17 protein-coding genes are annotated in these 17,557 nt (G+C 63.2%); 15 read left to right on the forward strand and 2 right to left on the reverse strand.

Annotation, left to right across the window (positions count from 1 at the left end; translation table 11 throughout):
• Positions 1-4 precede the first annotated feature (4 nt).
• A complete protein-coding gene (locus tag YWU_RS0106005) occupies positions 5-943 on the forward strand; it encodes a 2-hydroxyacid dehydrogenase (protein ID WP_027019753.1) in 939 nt (312 codons plus the stop codon).
• 24 nt (positions 944-967) lie between these two features.
• Here YWU_RS0106005 and YWU_RS0106010 read toward each other — a convergent pair whose 3' ends face one another.
• Positions 968-2,131, reverse strand: coding sequence for an acyl-CoA dehydrogenase family protein (locus YWU_RS0106010; RefSeq protein WP_027019754.1), 1,164 nt, complete (start codon positions 2,129-2,131; stop codon positions 968-970).
• A 107-nt stretch (positions 2,132-2,238) separates the two neighbouring features.
• Positions 2,239-3,489, reverse strand: coding sequence for an MFS transporter (locus YWU_RS0106015; protein ID WP_051260098.1), 1,251 nt, complete (start codon positions 3,487-3,489; stop codon positions 2,239-2,241).
• Between the two features lie 124 nt (positions 3,490-3,613).
• Here YWU_RS0106015 and YWU_RS0106020 point away from each other — a divergent pair, with 124 nt between their 5' ends.
• The 14 genes from YWU_RS0106020 to YWU_RS0106085 all read left to right on the forward strand — a co-directional run bounded on the left by YWU_RS0106020 (position 3,614) and on the right by YWU_RS0106085 (position 17,451).
• A complete protein-coding gene (locus YWU_RS0106020; RefSeq protein WP_034647238.1) occupies positions 3,614-4,069 on the forward strand; it encodes a MarR family winged helix-turn-helix transcriptional regulator in 456 nt (151 codons plus the stop codon).
• A 458-nt stretch (positions 4,070-4,527) separates the two neighbouring features.
• On the forward strand, positions 4,528-6,342 hold the full coding sequence (locus YWU_RS17860; RefSeq protein ID WP_084141874.1) for a cytochrome b/b6 domain-containing protein: 1,815 nt from the start codon (positions 4,528-4,530) through the stop codon (positions 6,340-6,342).
• A 223-nt stretch (positions 6,343-6,565) separates the two neighbouring features.
• Positions 6,566-7,279: a DsbA family protein gene (locus tag YWU_RS0106030; RefSeq protein ID WP_027019758.1), complete on the forward strand. Its 714-nt coding sequence runs from the start codon at positions 6,566-6,568 to the stop codon at positions 7,277-7,279.
• Positions 7,280-7,294: 15 nt separating this feature from the next.
• Complete coding sequence (locus tag YWU_RS15490; protein ID WP_034647239.1) at positions 7,295-8,128, forward strand: cytochrome c biogenesis CcdA family protein; 834 nt, start codon at positions 7,295-7,297, stop codon at positions 8,126-8,128.
• Between the two features lie 102 nt (positions 8,129-8,230).
• The gene (locus YWU_RS0106040; RefSeq protein ID WP_034647240.1) at positions 8,231-9,193 is read left to right on the forward strand and encodes an ABC transporter ATP-binding protein; all 963 of its coding nucleotides are present in this window, start codon (positions 8,231-8,233) and stop codon (positions 9,191-9,193) included.
• A 43-nt stretch (positions 9,194-9,236) separates the two neighbouring features.
• Positions 9,237-10,037 (forward strand): ABC transporter permease, encoded by an 801-nt coding sequence (locus YWU_RS0106045; protein ID WP_027019760.1) that lies wholly within the window; start codon positions 9,237-9,239, stop codon positions 10,035-10,037.
• A gap of 29 nt (positions 10,038-10,066) precedes the next feature.
• Entirely contained in the window at positions 10,067-11,353 is a 1,287-nt protein-coding gene (locus tag YWU_RS15495; RefSeq protein WP_205618303.1) for a sensor histidine kinase, read from the forward strand.
• The gene (locus YWU_RS0106055) at positions 11,350-11,994 is read left to right on the forward strand and encodes a response regulator transcription factor (RefSeq protein WP_027019761.1); all 645 of its coding nucleotides are present in this window, start codon (positions 11,350-11,352) and stop codon (positions 11,992-11,994) included. Before YWU_RS15495 ends, YWU_RS0106055 begins: the two co-directional genes overlap by 4 nt.
• A 42-nt stretch (positions 11,995-12,036) precedes the next feature.
• Complete coding sequence (locus tag YWU_RS0106060; RefSeq protein WP_027019762.1) at positions 12,037-12,387, forward strand: DUF2200 domain-containing protein; 351 nt, start codon at positions 12,037-12,039, stop codon at positions 12,385-12,387.
• Between the two features lie 79 nt (positions 12,388-12,466).
• Complete coding sequence (locus YWU_RS0106065; RefSeq protein WP_027019763.1) at positions 12,467-13,294, forward strand: sulfurtransferase; 828 nt, start codon at positions 12,467-12,469, stop codon at positions 13,292-13,294.
• A 29-nt stretch (positions 13,295-13,323) separates the two neighbouring features.
• Complete coding sequence (locus YWU_RS0106070) at positions 13,324-15,342, forward strand: hypothetical protein (RefSeq protein WP_027019764.1); 2,019 nt, start codon at positions 13,324-13,326, stop codon at positions 15,340-15,342.
• A 29-nt stretch (positions 15,343-15,371) separates the two neighbouring features.
• Positions 15,372-15,935: an orotate phosphoribosyltransferase gene (gene pyrE / locus YWU_RS0106075; protein WP_027019765.1), complete on the forward strand. Its 564-nt coding sequence runs from the start codon at positions 15,372-15,374 to the stop codon at positions 15,933-15,935.
• Between the two features lie 2 nt (positions 15,936-15,937).
• Complete coding sequence (locus YWU_RS15500; protein WP_051260101.1) at positions 15,938-16,777, forward strand: lysoplasmalogenase; 840 nt, start codon at positions 15,938-15,940, stop codon at positions 16,775-16,777.
• The gene (locus YWU_RS0106085; protein WP_027019766.1) at positions 16,774-17,451 is read left to right on the forward strand and encodes a TrmH family RNA methyltransferase; all 678 of its coding nucleotides are present in this window, start codon (positions 16,774-16,776) and stop codon (positions 17,449-17,451) included. The genes YWU_RS15500 and YWU_RS0106085 overlap by 4 nt, the downstream gene beginning before the upstream one ends.
• Positions 17,452-17,557 lie beyond the last annotated feature (106 nt).

Genomic DNA, 17,557 nt, shown 5'->3' on the forward strand with positions numbered 1-17,557 from the left:
GCCCATGACTGAGAATCTGGTGGTGTCCGTGCCCGAAGACGAACTGAAGGCCCTGCTTGAGGCTGAGCCGGACTTGTCGGACGTGGAATTTGTCCTGTGGGACGCGAAGACGCCTCCGCCGCGGACATCTTTCGACATCACGGTGATGCCGTATCTTGCTCCGCCGGAGATCCTCGGCATCCTCGACGGGGTGCCGACCCGCCTGGTGCAGTGGCAGGCCATTGGCGTCGATGACGTGGGGGGTCACCTCCCGGACGGTGTCGTGTTCGCCAACGCCACGACGGTGCATGAGGCTGCGACTGCGGAATTGGCTGTCGGCCTGGCTCTGGCTGCACAGCGCCGGATTGCCGACGCCGTCCGCAACGCGGACAAGCACCAGTGGCTCCCAGATTTCCAGCCCTCGCTGGCGGATCGGAGGGTGTTGTTGGTGGGGTATGGAGGCGTCGCGAAGGCGCTCGAGTCGAGGCTCGCACCCTTTGAAGTGGAGCTCGTCCGTGTCGCCAGCTCCACCCGCACGGAGCAGAACGATGCAGGTCAGGATGTCGCGGTGCATGGCACCGACGAGCTAAAAGATTTGCTTCCCGACGCCGACATCACCATCATCACCCTCCCACTCAACGACGCCACCGAGGATCTCTTCGACGCCGACATGATCGCCGCGATGCCCGGTGATTCATTGTTGGTCAATGTTGGCCGGGGCGGCGTGGTGGACACCGACGCGCTGGTGGATGCGCTGAACGCCGGCACGATTCGCGCCGCACTCGATGTGGTCAACCCCGAGCCGCTGCCGCAGGACCACCCATTGTGGGATTGCCCGAATCTGCTGATCACCCCGCACAACGGTGGGGATACCTCCGCTCGGCTGCCACGGATCGCCAAGCTCGTTCACCGTCAGATCGACGCGCTGCGTGAGGGTCGGGAACCGGAGAACCTGCTCTCCTAATCGGCAGTTGAGGCCGCCGTCGAACTATCGGAAGGCTTGCTCCCCGGTCAGGGCCTGTCCGAGGATGAGCTGGTGCATCTCAGCGGTGCCTTCGTAGGTCAGCACCGACTCAAGGTTGTTCGCGTGCCGGATCGGGGAGTATTCGGTGGTGATTCCGGAGGCTCCCAACAGTGTCCGGCAGGTTCGGGCGATTTCTAGGGCTTCGCGCGTGGAATTGAGCTTGCCTAGCGAAATCGACTGCGGAGGAAGGTCTCCCGCGTCCTTCATTCGCCCCAATTGCAGCGCCAGCAGCAGGCCCTTATCCAACTCCAGCACCATGTCTGCAAGCTTCGCCTGCGTGAGCTGATAACTGGCGAGGGACTTCTCAAAGACCATCCGCTCTTGGACGTAGCCCAGGGTCTGCTCAATGCAATCTCGCGCGGCGCCCAGCGCACCGAAGATGATCCCGAACCGTGCCTCACTCAGGCACGACAATGGACCCCGTAATGAGTCCGTCTGTGGAAGGCGAGAGGTGTGGGGTAGGTGGACGTCGTTAAGCGAGATCTCTGACGTGATCGACGCGCGCAGCGACACCTTCCGATGGATATCCGTGGTGCTCACGCCCTCGGTGCCTTTTTCGACGAGGAAGCCCCCGTAGCCATCCTCCGTCCGGGCCCAGATGACCATGACATCCGCGAGTGAACCATTGGTGATCCATGTCTTCGTGCCATTGAGAACCCAGCCATCGCCCTCGCGGCGGGCAGTGGTGCGCATGCCGGCAGGGTCGGAACCGTAGTCGGGCTCGGTCAGGCCGAAACAACCAATGGCGGTGCCGGCAGCCATCTCCGGGAGCCAGCGCTGCTTCTGATCCTCGTCGCCCCAGCGGTGGATCGCGTACATCGCGAGAGAACCCTGCACGGAAACAAAGGACCTCAGTCCCGAGTCGACCGCTTCCAGCTCCATGCAGGCCAGACCGTATGCAACCGACGACGTGCCGGCGCAGCCATACCCCTCCAGATGCATGCCGAGCAGCCCCATTGCCCCGAGTTTCGGCCCGAGATCCCGAGGAATCTCGTGGTTATCGAACCAACCTGAAACGTGAGGGCGAAGTTCCTTGTCACAGAAATCGCGGACCGTGTCGCGGATGGCGCGCTCTTCCTCGGTGAGGAGTGAATCGAAGGCGATGAGTTCGGTGGGGGTGTACGTCACGGTGGTCCTCTCAGCGGTGGAGATCTTTCCGCCGAGGGTACGGGGAGTGAGGGCGGTCACGTTGTGGAGCGGATCTTGGCCCTAGCCGAAGGAGGCGCCGGCGCTTCTTACTCCGCTAGGACCGTCCTGCCTCGCTTTGCGACGTCCTTTCTCCCATGCACGACGGCATACCAAACGGTTGCTAGCACGACGACCACCGCGAGCACTGCGTACATCGACCCGTATCCGGCAGCGGAGACAAGGAATCCCAAGAAGATCGGACCCAGACCAATGCCGACATCTGCGAGCAGGAGCAGCGTCGAGATGCCGGTGCCTAATTGGTGTGTCGGGACGGAACTGACCGCGATCGCCTGGGCAGCGGGCATGAGGGTGCCGTAGCCGAGTCCTGTCATTGCTCCGGCAACGACGACCATCCAGTCGGCGTCAGCCACGGCGAGGAAAAGCAGCGCCAGGGCGAAGAAGATCACGCCGAAGTAGATGACGATGTTGTCTCCACGCACATCCTGCACCTTGCCCAGCAGCAGGCGCATGATCAACATCGAGAACGCATATGCAACGAAGAACAGTCCGGCGCCGGTTACTAGGTCCCGTTCCTCGGAGTAGGCGTTGAGGTAGGTGATCACGCCCGAGTAGGACAGGCCGATCAGCAACATGAAGATGCCGATCGGGATCACGGCCGGGTGCGCGATGGACTTCAGGCTGAAGCGGGGCTTCTGCTCGGAAGCAGCGTCGATGTCTTCCTTGGGGCCTTTTAGCAGCAGTCCCAGTGCTAGGCCGATGATGGCGGTGATGAAGGTGGTCCAGAAGAGGACGTCGTAGGTGAAGTTTCCGACGAGGAAAAGTCCGAGAGCCGGACCCACGGCCGTGGCGAATGTCGTGCCGAGCGCAAAGTATCCGGTGCCCTCTGCGCGGCGGTGGTCAGGGATGACCTGCTGAACGATCGCCATGATGGCGGTGCTGGCGATGGCGTACGCGAAGCCGTGCAGGAGTCGGACCCCGATGAGCAGGGGCAACGATCCGGCCGGAATGTACAGCCCGCAAGCGATGACAACGACCACGAGGGACGCCAGCATGATCGCCCGACTGCCGAACCGATCAACGATGTATCCGGAGAAGAGCCTCGCGACGGTCGCGCCGACCACAAACGCGCTGGAGGCGAAGCCACTGGCTGCATCAGAAGCGGCGAATTGGCGCACCGCGTACAGCGCGACGGTGGTGACCAGCGTGTAGAAGGCCAAGTACTGGACGAAATTGACCAACCAGGCCAGTACGAAGTCTGTGGTGATCAGTTTCTGTTGGTGTCCGGCTGTCTGTGCGGCTGAGTCGCGTGCGGCAGCGGGATTCGACTCCGTTGTCATAGGTGTCCCTTTCTCCCGGTGCGCCTGATGAGAGGCGAAATTGTATGATGCAATTTCTACTCCTGGAGGTTGTATGCTGCAAATGCTGACGATCCGGGACGGAAGATGCGGAAGGACCTGAATCGTGGATAACCCGCTGCTCGACGACCTCGCCTACGAACACATGTTGATCTCGAGGCACGCACTACAAGGCTCCTCGGCGCATGGTCGCGAGCCTGCGCTGGACCGCAGTGCGACGGTCCTTCTTGCTCGACTGGCAGCGCAGGGTCCGATGAGCGTCGCAGAGCTTGCCGACGCTTTCGACCTCGACATCTCCACCGTTCATCGCCAGGTTGCAGCGGCGATGAAGCATGGACTGATTGAGCGAGTCGGTAACCGCGAGGGTGGTAACGCTCGCAAACATGTACCGACCGACGAGGGGTCCAGGCGCCTTGCAGCAGAACTCGACAGTCGCGCCGAAGCGGTGCACAAGGTGGTCGACCAGTGGGATGAGTCCGAACTCGATCAGCTCGTCTCGCTCATGAGGAAGTTCAATCGCGATGTTGAGAAGCTCCGCGGTAGGCCGTGGCCGAGGCCTTGAGCTTGTGATTGGCCGGGGTAGTGGAGGGGCCCCGTCAGTTTATTTGTGAGTGGCGAAGGTCAATGGTCGATGACTTTGGCTGTGTCGAAGTAGCCTGGGCGCGTCGCAGCGTGTCCATGAGGTTTGCGAGGCTATCGCCGTTGACGTGCTCCCTCTGAGCTTTTCATTGGAAGAACTCTATCTACCCATAAGCAAAACATCGTTGAAAGTATCAGTTTTCTCCTGGGTTTAGAGAGTGACGAGCATGACAGTCGGATAAGATATCCAGTTAGATGTATCCGCATGCCCGTGTGCGGTCAGCGTCTGAAAGCTCGGCTTCCCGGATGGTGCGAACAGCAGGTCGGGGAGGGGAACAGAGTCACGAGAAGGTCGGCGTCCAGGCGAAGGTCATCGGTCGGATCGGGCATCTGCCGCAGCAGTTCAGCGCACTTGCTGGAGAACAAACTGTAGGAGAGAGAATGTCGACAGACCCGAACAGCCAGGGGTTGCCGGACAACACTGAGGGTGACGCGAACCGGCCGAAGGCCAAGCGCGTCACACCTCCGCCCCCGGGTGGTGCACGTCAGGCGAGCGCCGATAAGGCTGCTCGCCAGGAAGCTGCTCCCGCTCAGGAAGAGCAGACCCCGGCACCGGAGGCTTCGGAGCAGAACACTGCAGCAGCGGAAACTCCTGAAGCCCCCAAGACCACCGAAGCCCCCGCAGCCGAGCAGGCCGAGCCCGCTCAGCCGGAAGCTCCCAAGGCCGCTCCGGCGCCGAAGGCTCCGCCGGCACCGGGTGGTGCCCGCAAGGGTGCACCGGCTCCCGGTGGCGCTCGCAAGTCAGCCCCGGCCCCGGGCGCAGCCAGCGCCGATGACTCTGAGGCAGCCGCAGCTCCGGCTACCGGTGGCGCACCTGCTCCGAAGCCGGGCGGCGCTCCCGCTCCGGGCGGCGCAAAGAAGGGTGCTCCGGCACCCGGTGGTGCCAAGGCCGGTGCTTCGGCACCCGCCGGCGCTCCTGCTCCGGGTGGAGCTCCGAAGCCGGGCGGTGCTCGCGCAGGTGCTCCCGCCCCCGGTGGCGCACCCAAGCCCGGTGGCGCTCCTGCCCCCGGTGGTGCCCCCAAGCCCGGTGGTGCCCCCACCCCGGGCGGTGCACCCAAGCCCGGTGGTGCCCCCACCCCGGGCGGTGCACCCAAGCCCGGCGGTGCCAAAGGCGGAGCTCCGGCTCCCGGTGGCGCCCCGACCCCGGGCGGTGCACCCAAGCCGGGTGGATCCGCTCCGAAGCCCGGCGGCGCAGCCCCGACCCCCGGTGGCGCAGCGAAGGCCGGCACGGCTACCAAGGCTGGCGCCAAGAAGGCTCCCGCTAAGAAGCCGGCCAAGAAGGCCGAGCCGAAGATGATCGGTGAGCGCACCATCGGTCAGTGGGGCAAGTTGGTCGGTATCGGCCTCTTCGCCGCACTGGTCCTGGCTGCCATCTCCGTGTTCTTCGCCCGTTGGCTCATTGAGGTTCCGGCCGTCGCCGATTGGGTTGGTCGTTACCCGGGTGAGTACCATTCGCCGGCCGACCCGGAGCCGGGCTTCCCTGCCTGGGCTCGTTGGGGACACTTCCTGAACTTCTTCTTCATGATCCTGATCATCCGTTCGGGTCTGCTGGTGCGTCACCAGCAGAAGCCGCCGGCCTACTTCCAGCCGCGCAAGGGTGGAAAGAAGATCAGCATCTACCTGTGGATGCACACCATGCTGGACATCCTGTGGATTCTGAACGGCCTCATCTTCATCATCTTGCTGTTCGCTACCACCCACTGGGCCCGCATCGTGCCGACCAGCTGGGAAGTCTTCCCGAACGCGCTGTCCTCCATGCTGCAGTACGCAACCCTGGATTGGCCGGAAGAGGACGGTTGGGTGAACTACAACAGCATCCAGCAGCTCATGTACTTCACGGTCGTGTTCATTGCCGCACCGCTGGCAATCATCTCGGGTCTACGTATGAGCGAGTGGTGGCCGGAGAAGGCCGAGAAGCTCAACAAGCTGTACCCGGCTCCGCTGGCTCGTAAGATCCACTACCCGGTCATGCTGTTCTTCGTGCTGTTCATCATTATCCACGTGTTCCTGGTGTTCTCCACGGGCATGCGCAAGAACCTCAACGGCATGTTCATGGGCGTTTCGGACGCAACGAGCTGGGGTGGCTTCATCTGGATGGTCGCTGCGATCTTTGTGACTATCGCCGCCGTGTTCGCCGCACGTCCGCTGATTCTGGCTCCGATCGCAGGCAAGTTCGGCAACATCAGCACCCGCTAAAAGCGTCGCTTCCCGACGTTCACAAGCACCCACCGCCCAACCGCGGACCTGAACTCCCGGACCTCATCCTCCGAGTCACTGACTTGGGGAAGGGGCCGGGAGTTTTGTGCTGCCAGGGGGGAGGCAAAATTCGTAGTTTCCCGAGCCGTTGGTGTCACCGCTTAGGGTGGTTGGAAGTGCACCGAAGGGTGCTCCAGGTGCGGAAGATGTGTTGGGAGATTTGATGGAGCGAAGCGTCGCAGAGAAGATCCGGTTCTGGTCCATTCCGGTGGGAATCGTCGTTATCGCGGGGTTGTTGATCACGATCATCGTGCTGCAGGTCCGCTCATCGGATGAGGCCTCTAGAGGCAATTCCGCGGCGGAGGCAGGAGACGTCGAGCAGCAAGATCTGTCTTTCCTGGAGACCCGCAGCATCAATGACGTGCAGTCCGCTGGTGACCTGGATGCGCCGGTGGGCCTGATCGTGTTCTCGGACTATCAGTGCGCGTACTGCGCCCGATGGAATGAGGAGGTGCTCCCGGAGTTGATGGATCAGGTTGAGGACGGCGCATTGCGGATTGAGTGGCGTGACGTGAACACCTACGGGGAGATCTCTGAGCGGGCCGCGCGAGCTGCACATGCGGCGGGAATCCAGGGACAGTACTGGGAGTATCACTCCGAACTCTTCCCGGACGGTGACACCCGATCGATGGAAGGGCTTTCCGAGGAGTCACTCGTGACCATCGCCGAGGATCTGGGCCTTGACCCTGTGCAGTTCCGCGAGGACCTGAGCTCAGAGCAGACCCACGCTCAGATCCAGAACTACGCCTCGATCGGCCGTGACCTGGGTGTTAATGCCACGCCGACATTCATCCTCGGCGGCGAACCCCTCGTCGGAGCCCAGCCCTACGACGTTTTCATGGACACCCTCGACCGCGCCCACGACAACGCCGAATAGCCACGGTGCCCGGAGATGGAGATTAGCCTCGTCGCCGCCTTCATCGGTGGCACTCTTGCGCTGTTAAGCCCATGTAGCGCGCTGTTGCTGCCGGCGTTTTTCGCCTCGTCGGTGGGATCAAACCTGCGGCTTCTCACGCACGGGTCAGTGTTTTACTTGGGGCTGGCACTTACCTTGGTGCCGTTTGGTCTGGGGATTGGGGCCCTCGGGTCGCTGTTCATCGAGCAGCGCGGCCCGATTATCGCGGTGACGTCATTGGTGTTGCTCGGCCTTGGTGTCCTGCAAGTCCTGGGTCTCGGATTCGATCCGGCGGCGGCTGTGCCCGGCGCGGATCGCGTTCGGGCGGGAGCCGCGGCGACATCCGGATACGTACGGACATTCTTGCTGGGCGCGGTCGGGGGAGTGGCAGGTTTTTGTGCTGGTCCAATTCTGGGGGCGGTGTTGACGCTCGCGCTGGCGCAAGGCAGTTCCTTCACCGCTGGGGTGATGCTGGCGGTCTATGGCGCCGGGATGGTGGTTCCGATGATCCTCATCGCGGCGCTTTGGGGACGCCTCGGCGAGCGTGGGCGGCAGATACTCCGCGGTAGGTCATTCACGGTGTTCGGGCAGGAATTGCATACGACGTCGGTGGTGACGGGGCTGCTAATCATTGCCGTCGGGATGCTGTTCTGGTTCACCAACGGACTGATTGGCCTGCCGTCGCTGATACCGATGGACGTGCAGATGTGGGTGCAGGGCCAGGGGGCTGTTCTTTCCAGTCCGGTCTACGACATCCTCGCGGTGGTGCTTCTCGCCATCATCGCCCTGGTGGTGTGGTTCCGGCGGTCGGTGCGTACCCAGCGGGCATGACTGCGGACATGACAGTTGTCACGAGAACCTCATGATAACCGTCGCCGGGGCTATGACACATGGCACTACCTGCGATAACGCCCACGCGCCAGTATGAAGTGCATGGACATCACAACTGACCGCACCGCTTCCCAGGACAGCATTGCCACCGCCGGAACCACTGCCACCGACACCGTCATCGCCGTCAACGGACTGCGCCGCACCTACGGCACCGGTTCGAAGGCCTTCGAGGCGGTCGCCGGCATCTCCTTCGAGGTCCGCCGCGGCGAGGTCTTCGGACTTCTCGGTACCAATGGTGCCGGCAAAACCTCCTCTCTCGACGTCATCGAAGGACTGGCTGAGCCCACCGATGGCACCGTCGAGGTTCTCGGCTTTGATCCCTTCCGTGAGCGCGCCAAGGTCCGCCCGGACATGGGAATCATGCTGCAGTCAGGTGGACTGCCCAGCCAGCTCACCGTCTTCGAGACCATGCGCATGTGGCACGGGACGTGCTCAGCGCCGCTGCCGATCGATGAGGTTCTCGCCGATGTGGAGTTGGAGCATCGTCGGGATGTGGCCGTCGAGAAGCTCTCAGGAGGCGAACAGCGCCGACTGGACCTGGCTTGTGCGCTGCTTGGCGACCCGAAGGTCCTGTTCCTGGACGAGCCGACCACGGGCCTGGACCCGGAGTCGCGGCGTCGGACCTGGGACCTGCTGCGCAGGCTGAAGGCCAGGGGAGTGTCGATGGTGCTGACCACGCACTACCTGGAAGAGGCTGAACTGCTGGCCGATCGCATCGCGATCATGCACCGCGGGCAGGTCAAGAGTGAGGGCACCGTCTCCGAGATCGTCGGATCTGCCTCCTCGACGATCAGTTTCGTCACTCCCAGCGCTGACCTGCCAGAGATCCCCGGTGTTGTCGTCTCGCAGGACGGAGCCAAGACCGTCATCGAGACCACCGAACTGCAAGGCGATTCGCTGAGAGTTCTGATGTGGGCGCAGAAGGAGGGTGTTGTCCTCTCTGAGTTTGAGGCAAAGCCCGCGTCCCTGGAGTCGGTCTTCATCGAGATTTCCCGACAGTCCTGATCAACCGACCGATACCCACGACGACACCCAAGCGAGGACAATCATGAGCACCACAACCACCACCCGCACCGCCCCGACCACCACTGAAGCCGCACCTCGAGGCGGCACTGCACGACGCCTCAAGGCACTATCCCAGGCCGAGTGGCTCCAGTTCCGCAGGAACAAGACGCTGCTCTTCATGAGCACCGTCATCCCTATCGCCCTGCCAATCGGTATGTACGCGCTGATGCGCACTGGCGACGGTGACGGCACCATGCTCGCCACGATGGCGATCGAGTTCTTCCTCTTCTACGTGCTGATGTTCGCGCAGTTCTACACAGTGCTGTCGATGGCAACGACGCGTCGCGACGAAAAGGTGCTCCAGCGTCTGCGCACCGGCGAAGCTCGAGACGGTGAGATCCTCACTTCTCTCGGCGTGCCCGGCGCGGCACTGATCATCCCGTTCCTCGTGATTGTGGTCTTGGGGATGTGGGCACTTGGCGCGCCGCTGCCGGAGAATCCCTTGCCGGTGCTGGTCGCCACCATTTTGGGCCTGGTCATCGCATGGGCGCTGGCACTGCTGACCAGTGGTTTCACCAAGAACGCCGAAGCCGCACAGATCACTTCCATGCCGGTGTTCTTGCTGGCGACGGTCAGCCTGGGCAATATCCGTTTGATCTTCCCGGAGGCCGTTCAGGACATTCTCGACCGCACCCCGTTCGCACTGGCCTATGACCTGGCCGCACAGTCCTGGGATGGCTCCGCTGTCACTGACGCACTGGTGCCCGCCGGTCTGCTGCTGGCCTGGACCGTGGGACTTTCGGCACTGGCGCTGCGCCGCATGAAGTGGAGCAACCGGGTCTAACCCGTCTGACTGGTTGAATGGCTGTCACGATGAACAACGACACCTCCCGACCTCCGTCCGTCCTCGACCGGGTGATGAATACAATCACCGGGCCGAGGACGTCGTGGCGTTCTCTCGGCGGAAGCGCAAAACTCGCGTTGTATCTGCGATGGTCGCTGCTGACCTTCATCGTTGCGATGGGAGTAGCCGGTGCCGTGGTGACCGGAGCCAGCGCCACGTACGCGGTGCCGACTCCGGCTGTGGTGGCGTTTGCAGTTCTGATCTTCACCGCGACCTTGCTCACCGGTGCGGTGATCGAACTGCAGCCGGACCTTAACGCCCACCCACGTCGGGATATCAAGGGCCTTTTCATGACAGGTGCTGTGTTCACCCTCTTGCTGTGGGTGGCGGCACTGGTGCTGTACCGGTACGCGCTGGTGGTGGAATCCGCAGGAGAAGAGCAGGCGGTATGGCTTCTCGGCTATGCGGTGGCGTCCCTGGTCCTCACCGTGGGACTGCTGCACATGGGGTACATACCGTGGGTCCGTCGCAAGTGGCTGGTGTCTTTCGCAGTTCTGGGGATCACCGGCGCGGTCATGCTCATCGGTACCGACGCTGAGAACGCCAGTGACCTGATCGTCATCGTGATCTTCGCGATCTTATTCATGGTCACCACCGTGCTCACCCAATGGACTGTGCGAGTGGTGAAAGAACTCGACCGCGCCCGCCACACTGAAGCCGCACTCCAAGTCAGCGAGGAGCGACTGCGGTTCGCTCAGCAGCTCCACGACACCATGGGCCAGCACCTGGCCGCCATGTCCGTGAAGACCGAATTAGCCACAGCCCTGGCCCGGCGCGGTGACGACCGGCTTTTCGACGAGCTCGAACAGCTCCGCCAACTCACCAAGGTCTCTGCAGCTGACATGCGCAGCGTGGTGGACAACCATCGCAGCATCAACCTCTCCACCGAAGTCGGCTCCGCGCGCTCCCTTTTCGATTCCGCGGGCATTGACGTGAACATCTTTGGCGAAGCCCTTGACCTGCCGGAGCCGCGCCGGGAATTGGCCGCCTGGTTCGTCCGAGAGACCACCACCAATGCCCTGCGGCACGCGGATGCGACTACCTCGGAACTCCACATCAGCGAGGATTCGGTGATGATGGTCAACGATGGAGCGCCTCCTGAGGACTCGACTCGCTCTGGTGGTCTGGGATCCCTGCGCGGACGGGCTAGCCGGGACGGTGCCACGGTCACGATCAACCGCGACGACGATAGATTCTCGGTCCGGCTCTCTTGGCCCGGAACGACCACCAATGAACGAGGAGGACCACAGCAGTGATTCGCGTGGTGTTGGCGGACGACGAAACCCTGGTGGCCAGTTCCCTGGGCACCCTCATCGGCTTGGAAGATGACATTGATGTCGCCGCTGTGTGTGGCTCTGGAGAAGAGCTTCTGGAGTGGTGGCGCCGGGAGCTGGTTGTGGAGGAGGGGGAGGGGGACGTCGGGAAGCAACGTCCTTCAGTCGCTGTGGTCGACCTGCAGATGGGTGGCATCGACGGCATCGAGACCGCCCAACGACTGGAGGAAATCGACGAGAATGCGGCGGTGCTGATCGTCACCGGCCATCCCGGGCCGCGCCAACTTCAGCGCGCATTGGCCGCTGGGGTGAAGGGGTTCTTGCCGAAGACCTCCTCTGCCGAGGAGTTCGCCCAGGCCATCCGCATTGTCCATTCCGGACGGCGCTGGGTCGACCCGGATTTGGCCGCGACCGCTCTTGTCGCAGGTCACTCGCCCCTGACCGAGCGCGAGGCTGAGGTCCTGCAATACGCCGGCACGGGCATGGACACCGCGGCCATTGCACTGGCGGTACATCTCGCGCCGGGCACGACCCGCAATTACCTGTCCTCGGCGATGAGCAAACTCGGCGCCGGCAACCGCATCGAGGCGTATCGAAAAGCCAAAGACGAGGGTTGGTTATAGAAGACGCTGCCCGACGTCCCCTGCCCCACATACCCTGTCCTCATGACTGAGCACCGCATCTACAGTTTTGAATTTTCTCGAATCTACGACCTCTATGTGAAGAAGGTGGAGAGGAAAGATCGCACCGTCGCGGAGCTCGACGAAGTGATTCGGTGGCTGACCGGATATTCGCAGCAGCAGCTCCAGCAGTGCATCGATGGGGACACGGATATGCGGAAGTTTTTTGAGGGTGCTCCGGCACTGAATGAGTCCCGCTCTGCCATCACAGGGGTGATCTGCGGAGTGCGGATTGAGGAGATCGAGGATCCGCTCATGCGTGAGATCCGCTACCTGGACAAGCTCGTCGATGAGTTGGCAAAGGGTAAGGCCATGGAGAAAGTCCTGCGTAACTAATGTTTTGATGAGTCGGGGCGGTGAGAGTCACAGTCCCTGCGCGGTGCCGGTCTGTGAAAACGTGCCTAGAATTTTCAGCATGAGCACCCTCTTGAGCGCCTCTGAACTTCACGAACTGATCTTCAGGACAGGACACATCACGGTCCTTGACGTGCGGCGCCCGCTGGGCGACCGGTCACATGAAGACTACCTGGGCGGACACATCCCCCTGGCCCTGTACTGCGATCCCTCGTACCAACTGGCAGGAGTCCCCGAGCGCGAGGTCGGGCGCAGTCCGCTGCCGATCATTAAGCATCTGCAGGAAAACCTTCAGGGATGGGGCCTGCGCAAGGACCGGCCGACCATCGTCTACGACGGTGGGGACGGACTGCAGGCAGCCCGAGCCTGGTGGATTCTGCGCTGGGCGGGCTTGCCGGATGTTCGGGTCCTCAACGGTGGTCTGCAGGGTTGGCGCGACGCCGGCTACGAGACCATGGGCGGACCGGGCAATCACGCGCGCGTCAGCGACATCGAGATTGATCCGGGCAACCTGCCCACGGTGGGGCTTGATGAGGTCCGAAATTGGCCTCAGCATGGCATTCTCATCGACGCCCGAACCCCGCAGCGTTACTCCGGTCGCGATGAGCGAGTCGACCTGCAGGCCGGCCACATCCCCGGCGCCATCAACATTCCCGAGCGTCTCCTGATGGGCGAATCCAGGCAGATCGACCCGGATCATGTCCGCAGTGTCATGGCTAAGCACGACATTGATGACCCCTCGAAGGTCGCGGTGTACTCCGGTTCGGGTCTGCATGCCTCCCTGTTCGTGCAGGCGATGCACGAGGCGGGAATGCCCGGTGCGTCACTGATGGCCGGCGGTTGGTCGCAGTGGGCGGGCGACCCGGAGAACCCGATCGAGCGCAGTTGACGCCCCGGGCCAACTAAGATTGGGCAGCGATGGAAATTCTCGTGTTAGTCCTCGCAGCTCTACTGGTCGCGGTAGGCATCGCTTTGTTCGTGGTTGATGCCCGCCGGCGGTCCGCTAGCGCACGCCCGAACGCTAGTAAAGGTGCAGTTCAGGCCCCGGAAAAGGTGCCCGCTGCAGCGGTGCCGGCGGCAGTAGGTGCGGAGGAACCCGCACCTGCCGAGGAACCCGCCGATGAGCCGAGTCAAGTGTCTGCCGAAGAGCTTCTCTGGAGCGCAGAAAACGACCATGACCCTCAATCTGAGGTTGATGGTGAGGGCGAGGAGACGGAAATCTCCGTCGAGGACGCCACGACGGAGCACACCTCCTCTGCCGCTCCCGTGCCCGGTTTCGCCGACCCGCTGGCCGGGACAGAGCCTGAGGCGCCGGGAGCGACTCTTACGCAGTCGGTCGTTGATCGGCCAGCAGAGGATAAGCCTGACATCGCCCCAGAGTCCCAGCCCGAGCCCACGCACGAGGAACCGATCGCGGCTTTTGCAGCGCCGTCGATCGATGACGGACTCGTCGGTGCGGCTGCCCACTCGGACGTCGTAGAGGACTCCGATGACACTGACGACGCTAGGGGCACAGCGGACACAGCGGATGTCCTGGACGAGTCCGGTGCTGAGACCAAGGACGAGATCCTTGAAGATGTCGCTGGAGATGTCGCTGAGGAGGATCCCGATGGCCGTGGCGGGATGCCAAGTGAGGATCTCTACGCAGGACTCGACGACGTCCCCTTCTCCGCTCCCACCCCGGACACCGCAGACCTGAATGCAGAGCCGACTCCGGCCGCTGCAGAGCCGGACCCCGCGCAGGTGCCGGCTGCGATTGCGGTCGACCATTCCCGTGAGCCTCAGGAGACGGAAACGGAATCGCCGGCGCCGCTCGCAGCCACCGTCGACCGGCAGTCGTCTACCAAGTCGCGCTTCAGCGGCCTTGCCGGACGGATGAAGCCCAAGGTCGGCGGCCGCCGTGCCCGCCGGGCATGGGCCACGGCCTTGCAAGCAGAGTTTGAGAAGTCCGACCACGATCTCAGCGCTGAACTGGACCGGGCCTGGGCCCGCGGACCGAAGGGCGCTGTCCAAGACGTGGTGAGCAACATCTTCATCGACGGCCGCCGTTTCCTGCTCACCGACATTGGTGAGACCACGGTCCTGGCACTGCAGGCTCCACTAGCCTCTGACGTCGTGCTCGAGTTTGCTCGTTCGGTCGACGTCGAAAGCCCCGACCTGGCAAACGTTGGAGTCGAGGATGGTTTCCTCGTCAGCTCCAACCAGCCAGAGGTCATCCACCGCGTCTTCGATGACCGTGCGCACTACGTGCTGCGGATGATGGCAGCCAAGACCGAACGCCAGTGGACTGAAGACGGCTGGGTCGTTGCGGTTCTGGATCAAGACTCAGGCCCGACGGACTGGGACGAGGCCCTAGAACCTCTGGCTGATTTCGCCGATATCGCCCGCAGGCTCCCGCCGGCAGAGGCACCGGAGACCGACGTCGACATGTCCGATTGGGATCCGTCCCGACCGTCGACGGCTCCGGCTGCGGTGAAGAACGTTGAGAACACCAGCGGCCGCCGCCCGGTCGCTGAGAAGTACGCCCGGGAACCGGAGCGGAAGATCGGAGGGCACCTTTCCGCCGTTCCGCACAAGGACGACCGCCCGGTGTTCACCGGAGCAATCCCGATCATCGACGAGGAAGATCCGGTCTGGCGTCCCGCCCCGGAGATGCCTGCCGGTGAGCCGTACGACCTGCCGTCCCGCTCGGTCAGCTCCCGTTTCGGGGACCTGGAGTTCCGCGATCTTGGCACTGCCGAAGACGGTGAAAAGCACTCCAGCCTGCCCGCTTTGGGCGAGGACCCGGAGCACATCCGCGCACGACGCACCGCCGGGCGAGTAGTCCGCGAGGACACAGGCCCGTCCGGCATCTTCTCTGACGGCAGCCCCTCCGATGAGTGGGGCATTGTGCACGAGGACGAGACGTCCGGCGATAATGACAGGGACACCAACTAGGGGCCCCTCGAACACCAGGAGATACCGCCATGAACGAACCCGCCGCTCCCACCGTCAACGCCACTGAGCTGGCGAAGCTGGCGGAACTGGTGAAGGAACTCTCGGTCGTCCACGGAAAGGTCACTCTGTCCTCCGGCAAGGAGGCTGACTACTACGTTGACCTGCGTCGGGCGACCCTGCAGCACGAGGCGTCTCGTCTGATCGGCAAGCTCCTGCGTGAGCTCACCGCCGACTGGGATTTTGTCGCCGTTGGCGGACTGACCCTAGGCGCAGACCCGGTGGCGACCTCGGTGATGCACGCTGAGGGCCGCCCCATCGACTCCTTCGTCGTGCGTAAGGAGAAGAAGAAGCACGGTATGCAGCGGCAGATTGAGGGCGCCGACATCGTCGGGAAGCGCGTGTTGGTCGTGGAAGACACCACCACCACCGGCAACTCCCCGCTGACCGCTGTGGCTGCACTGCGTGAGGCTGGCGCTGATGTTGTCGGCGTGGCCACCGTCGTCGATCGCGCCACTGGTGCCGGTGACGTCATCCGCGCTGAGGGCCTTGAGTACCGATTCCTGCTCGGACTGACCGACCTGGGAGTCGAGTAATCATGGCGGGCGCGGGCCTGACCGACCGCATTCGCGGGTTGGGGAACCTTGTTGTCGAGCGCACCGTCGAGGGTGCCTCGGCGCTGTCGACGATCGTCTCTCGCGCAGCGGGACTGCCCACCGACGTGGACACGATCCGCAGCGGTGAGCCGACCGTCGAGCCGGAACTGGTCGCCTTCGCTGGCGCCACCGCGATCAACGAAATCGGTGCTCTGACAGGCCTGGAGAAGGTCCGCAAGAGTGCCAAGGTGACGTTGATGCCGTTGTTGGCTGGGAACGTCGTGAGGCATCGTTCTGCCGTGGGGGAGCCGGGCTCTGGCGTGCTCCTGGCGGGTCTGGCCGGCGGCTGGCTAGGTGACATCGTGCTCATGCGCGCGAAGCCGAACCTCAACCACGGCGCAATCCCGTTCTCTGCGAACCAGATCGCGTACCACGTGCTGCTGTGGCGGGCCGGTGCTCGTCCGCAGTTGGCCACTGCCTTGCCGCGGGCAATCGCGTGGGCCGGTGCCTGCGCCGCTGTCCTGAAGATCAAACCGGCGTTTGCTCCGGCTGCCTTTGGCTATGGCGCGTTGCTGACCGCAACGTCCATCCTGGCGTCTGATCGCAACCTCGTGCGCGGGCTGCCGGTCGGCGACGCCCGCTACGGGCTCAGCCATGGTGGAAACCTCTTTTTGCTTTCCGACGTCCTGCTCTCCCTCCGCGAAACTCTCCCCACCGGAGGCGCTGCTTCTCGGGAAGGATTCGTCGGTCGCGTACTCGATGCTGCCGTGATGGAGACGTACTGCGATGCCCAGCTGCTGCTGGTCAGCGGCCTAATGGAGACCGAGGCGCGATCGAAGTGACCTCACCAGAACCAGGACCTGGTCCCACCGAGTGGGGGACGGTCCGGGAAGGAGTTGGCCTCGGACCGTGGGTGGAGGAGTACCCCGACCAGCCGCGTCCGACCGATCCCCGCTTTGACGAGGAACTGCTCAATGACGGCGACCGCCGCAACGTAGTCGACGCCTATCGCTACTGGCGACGCGAGGCGATCGTCGAGGACATCGATACCCGACGCCACACACTGCACGTGGCGATCGAGAACTTCGAGAATGACGCGAACATCGGCACCGTCGTGCGAACCGCCAATGCTTTCGCGGCTGAGGCGGTGCACATCGTGGGAAAGAAGCGGTGGAATCGCCGCGGCGCCATGGTCACTGACCGCTATCAGCACCTGCTGCATCACAGCACCGTGCAGGAAGTTGTCGACTGGGCGGCCGAGAATGATCTCACCGTCGTCGCAGTGGACAACGTGCCCGGCTCCGTGCCCTTAGAGACCACTGTCTTGCCGGAGCGTTGTCTGCTGTTGTTCGGACAGGAAGGTCCAGGAGTGACAGAGGAGGCTCGGGAGCAGTCCTCGATGACGGTCTCGATTGCTCAGTTCGGCTCCACTCGTTCCATCAATGCGGGGGTCGCCGCTGGCATCGCGATGCACTCGTGGGTGCGAGAACACGCGGACCTTTCCACCGCTTGGTGAACCCGGTCACGGGCACATCACGGAGGCTTTTCGCAGGTACCAGGCACTTCAGGGTCGGAATGTCCAAACCGTGACTACTCTGAGGGAAAGTGCGAAGAATCTTCGC

The organism is Corynebacterium sputi DSM 45148, assembly GCF_000427865.1.
GTDB lineage: Bacteria > Actinomycetota > Actinomycetes > Mycobacteriales > Mycobacteriaceae > Corynebacterium > Corynebacterium sputi.

Excerpts from the sequence above, each read along its gene's own strand:
- YWU_RS0106045 (WP_027019760.1), top strand. The coding sequence starts at position 9,237 with ATGAGCACCACAACCACCACCCGCACCGCCCCGACCACCACTGAAGCC.
- YWU_RS0106005 (WP_027019753.1), top strand. The coding sequence starts at position 5 with ATGACTGAGAATCTGGTGGTGTCCGTGCCCGAAGACGAACTGAAGGCC.
- YWU_RS0106070 (WP_027019764.1), top strand. The coding sequence starts at position 13,324 with ATGGAAATTCTCGTGTTAGTCCTCGCAGCTCTACTGGTCGCGGTAGGC.
- YWU_RS0106060 (WP_027019762.1), top strand. The coding sequence starts at position 12,037 with ATGACTGAGCACCGCATCTACAGTTTTGAATTTTCTCGAATCTACGAC.
- YWU_RS15490 (WP_034647239.1), top strand. The coding sequence starts at position 7,295 with ATGGAGATTAGCCTCGTCGCCGCCTTCATCGGTGGCACTCTTGCGCTG.
- pyrE (WP_027019765.1), top strand. The coding sequence starts at position 15,372 with ATGAACGAACCCGCCGCTCCCACCGTCAACGCCACTGAGCTGGCGAAG.
- YWU_RS0106015 (WP_051260098.1), bottom strand. The coding sequence starts at position 3,489 with ATGACAACGGAGTCGAATCCCGCTGCCGCACGCGACTCAGCCGCACAG.
- YWU_RS15500 (WP_051260101.1), top strand. The coding sequence starts at position 15,938 with ATGGCGGGCGCGGGCCTGACCGACCGCATTCGCGGGTTGGGGAACCTT.
- YWU_RS0106040 (WP_034647240.1), top strand. The coding sequence starts at position 8,231 with ATGGACATCACAACTGACCGCACCGCTTCCCAGGACAGCATTGCCACC.
- YWU_RS17860 (WP_084141874.1), top strand. The coding sequence starts at position 4,528 with ATGTCGACAGACCCGAACAGCCAGGGGTTGCCGGACAACACTGAGGGT.
- YWU_RS0106030 (WP_027019758.1), top strand. The coding sequence starts at position 6,566 with ATGGAGCGAAGCGTCGCAGAGAAGATCCGGTTCTGGTCCATTCCGGTG.
- YWU_RS0106065 (WP_027019763.1), top strand. The coding sequence starts at position 12,467 with ATGAGCACCCTCTTGAGCGCCTCTGAACTTCACGAACTGATCTTCAGG.
- YWU_RS15495 (WP_205618303.1), top strand. The coding sequence starts at position 10,067 with ATGAACAACGACACCTCCCGACCTCCGTCCGTCCTCGACCGGGTGATG.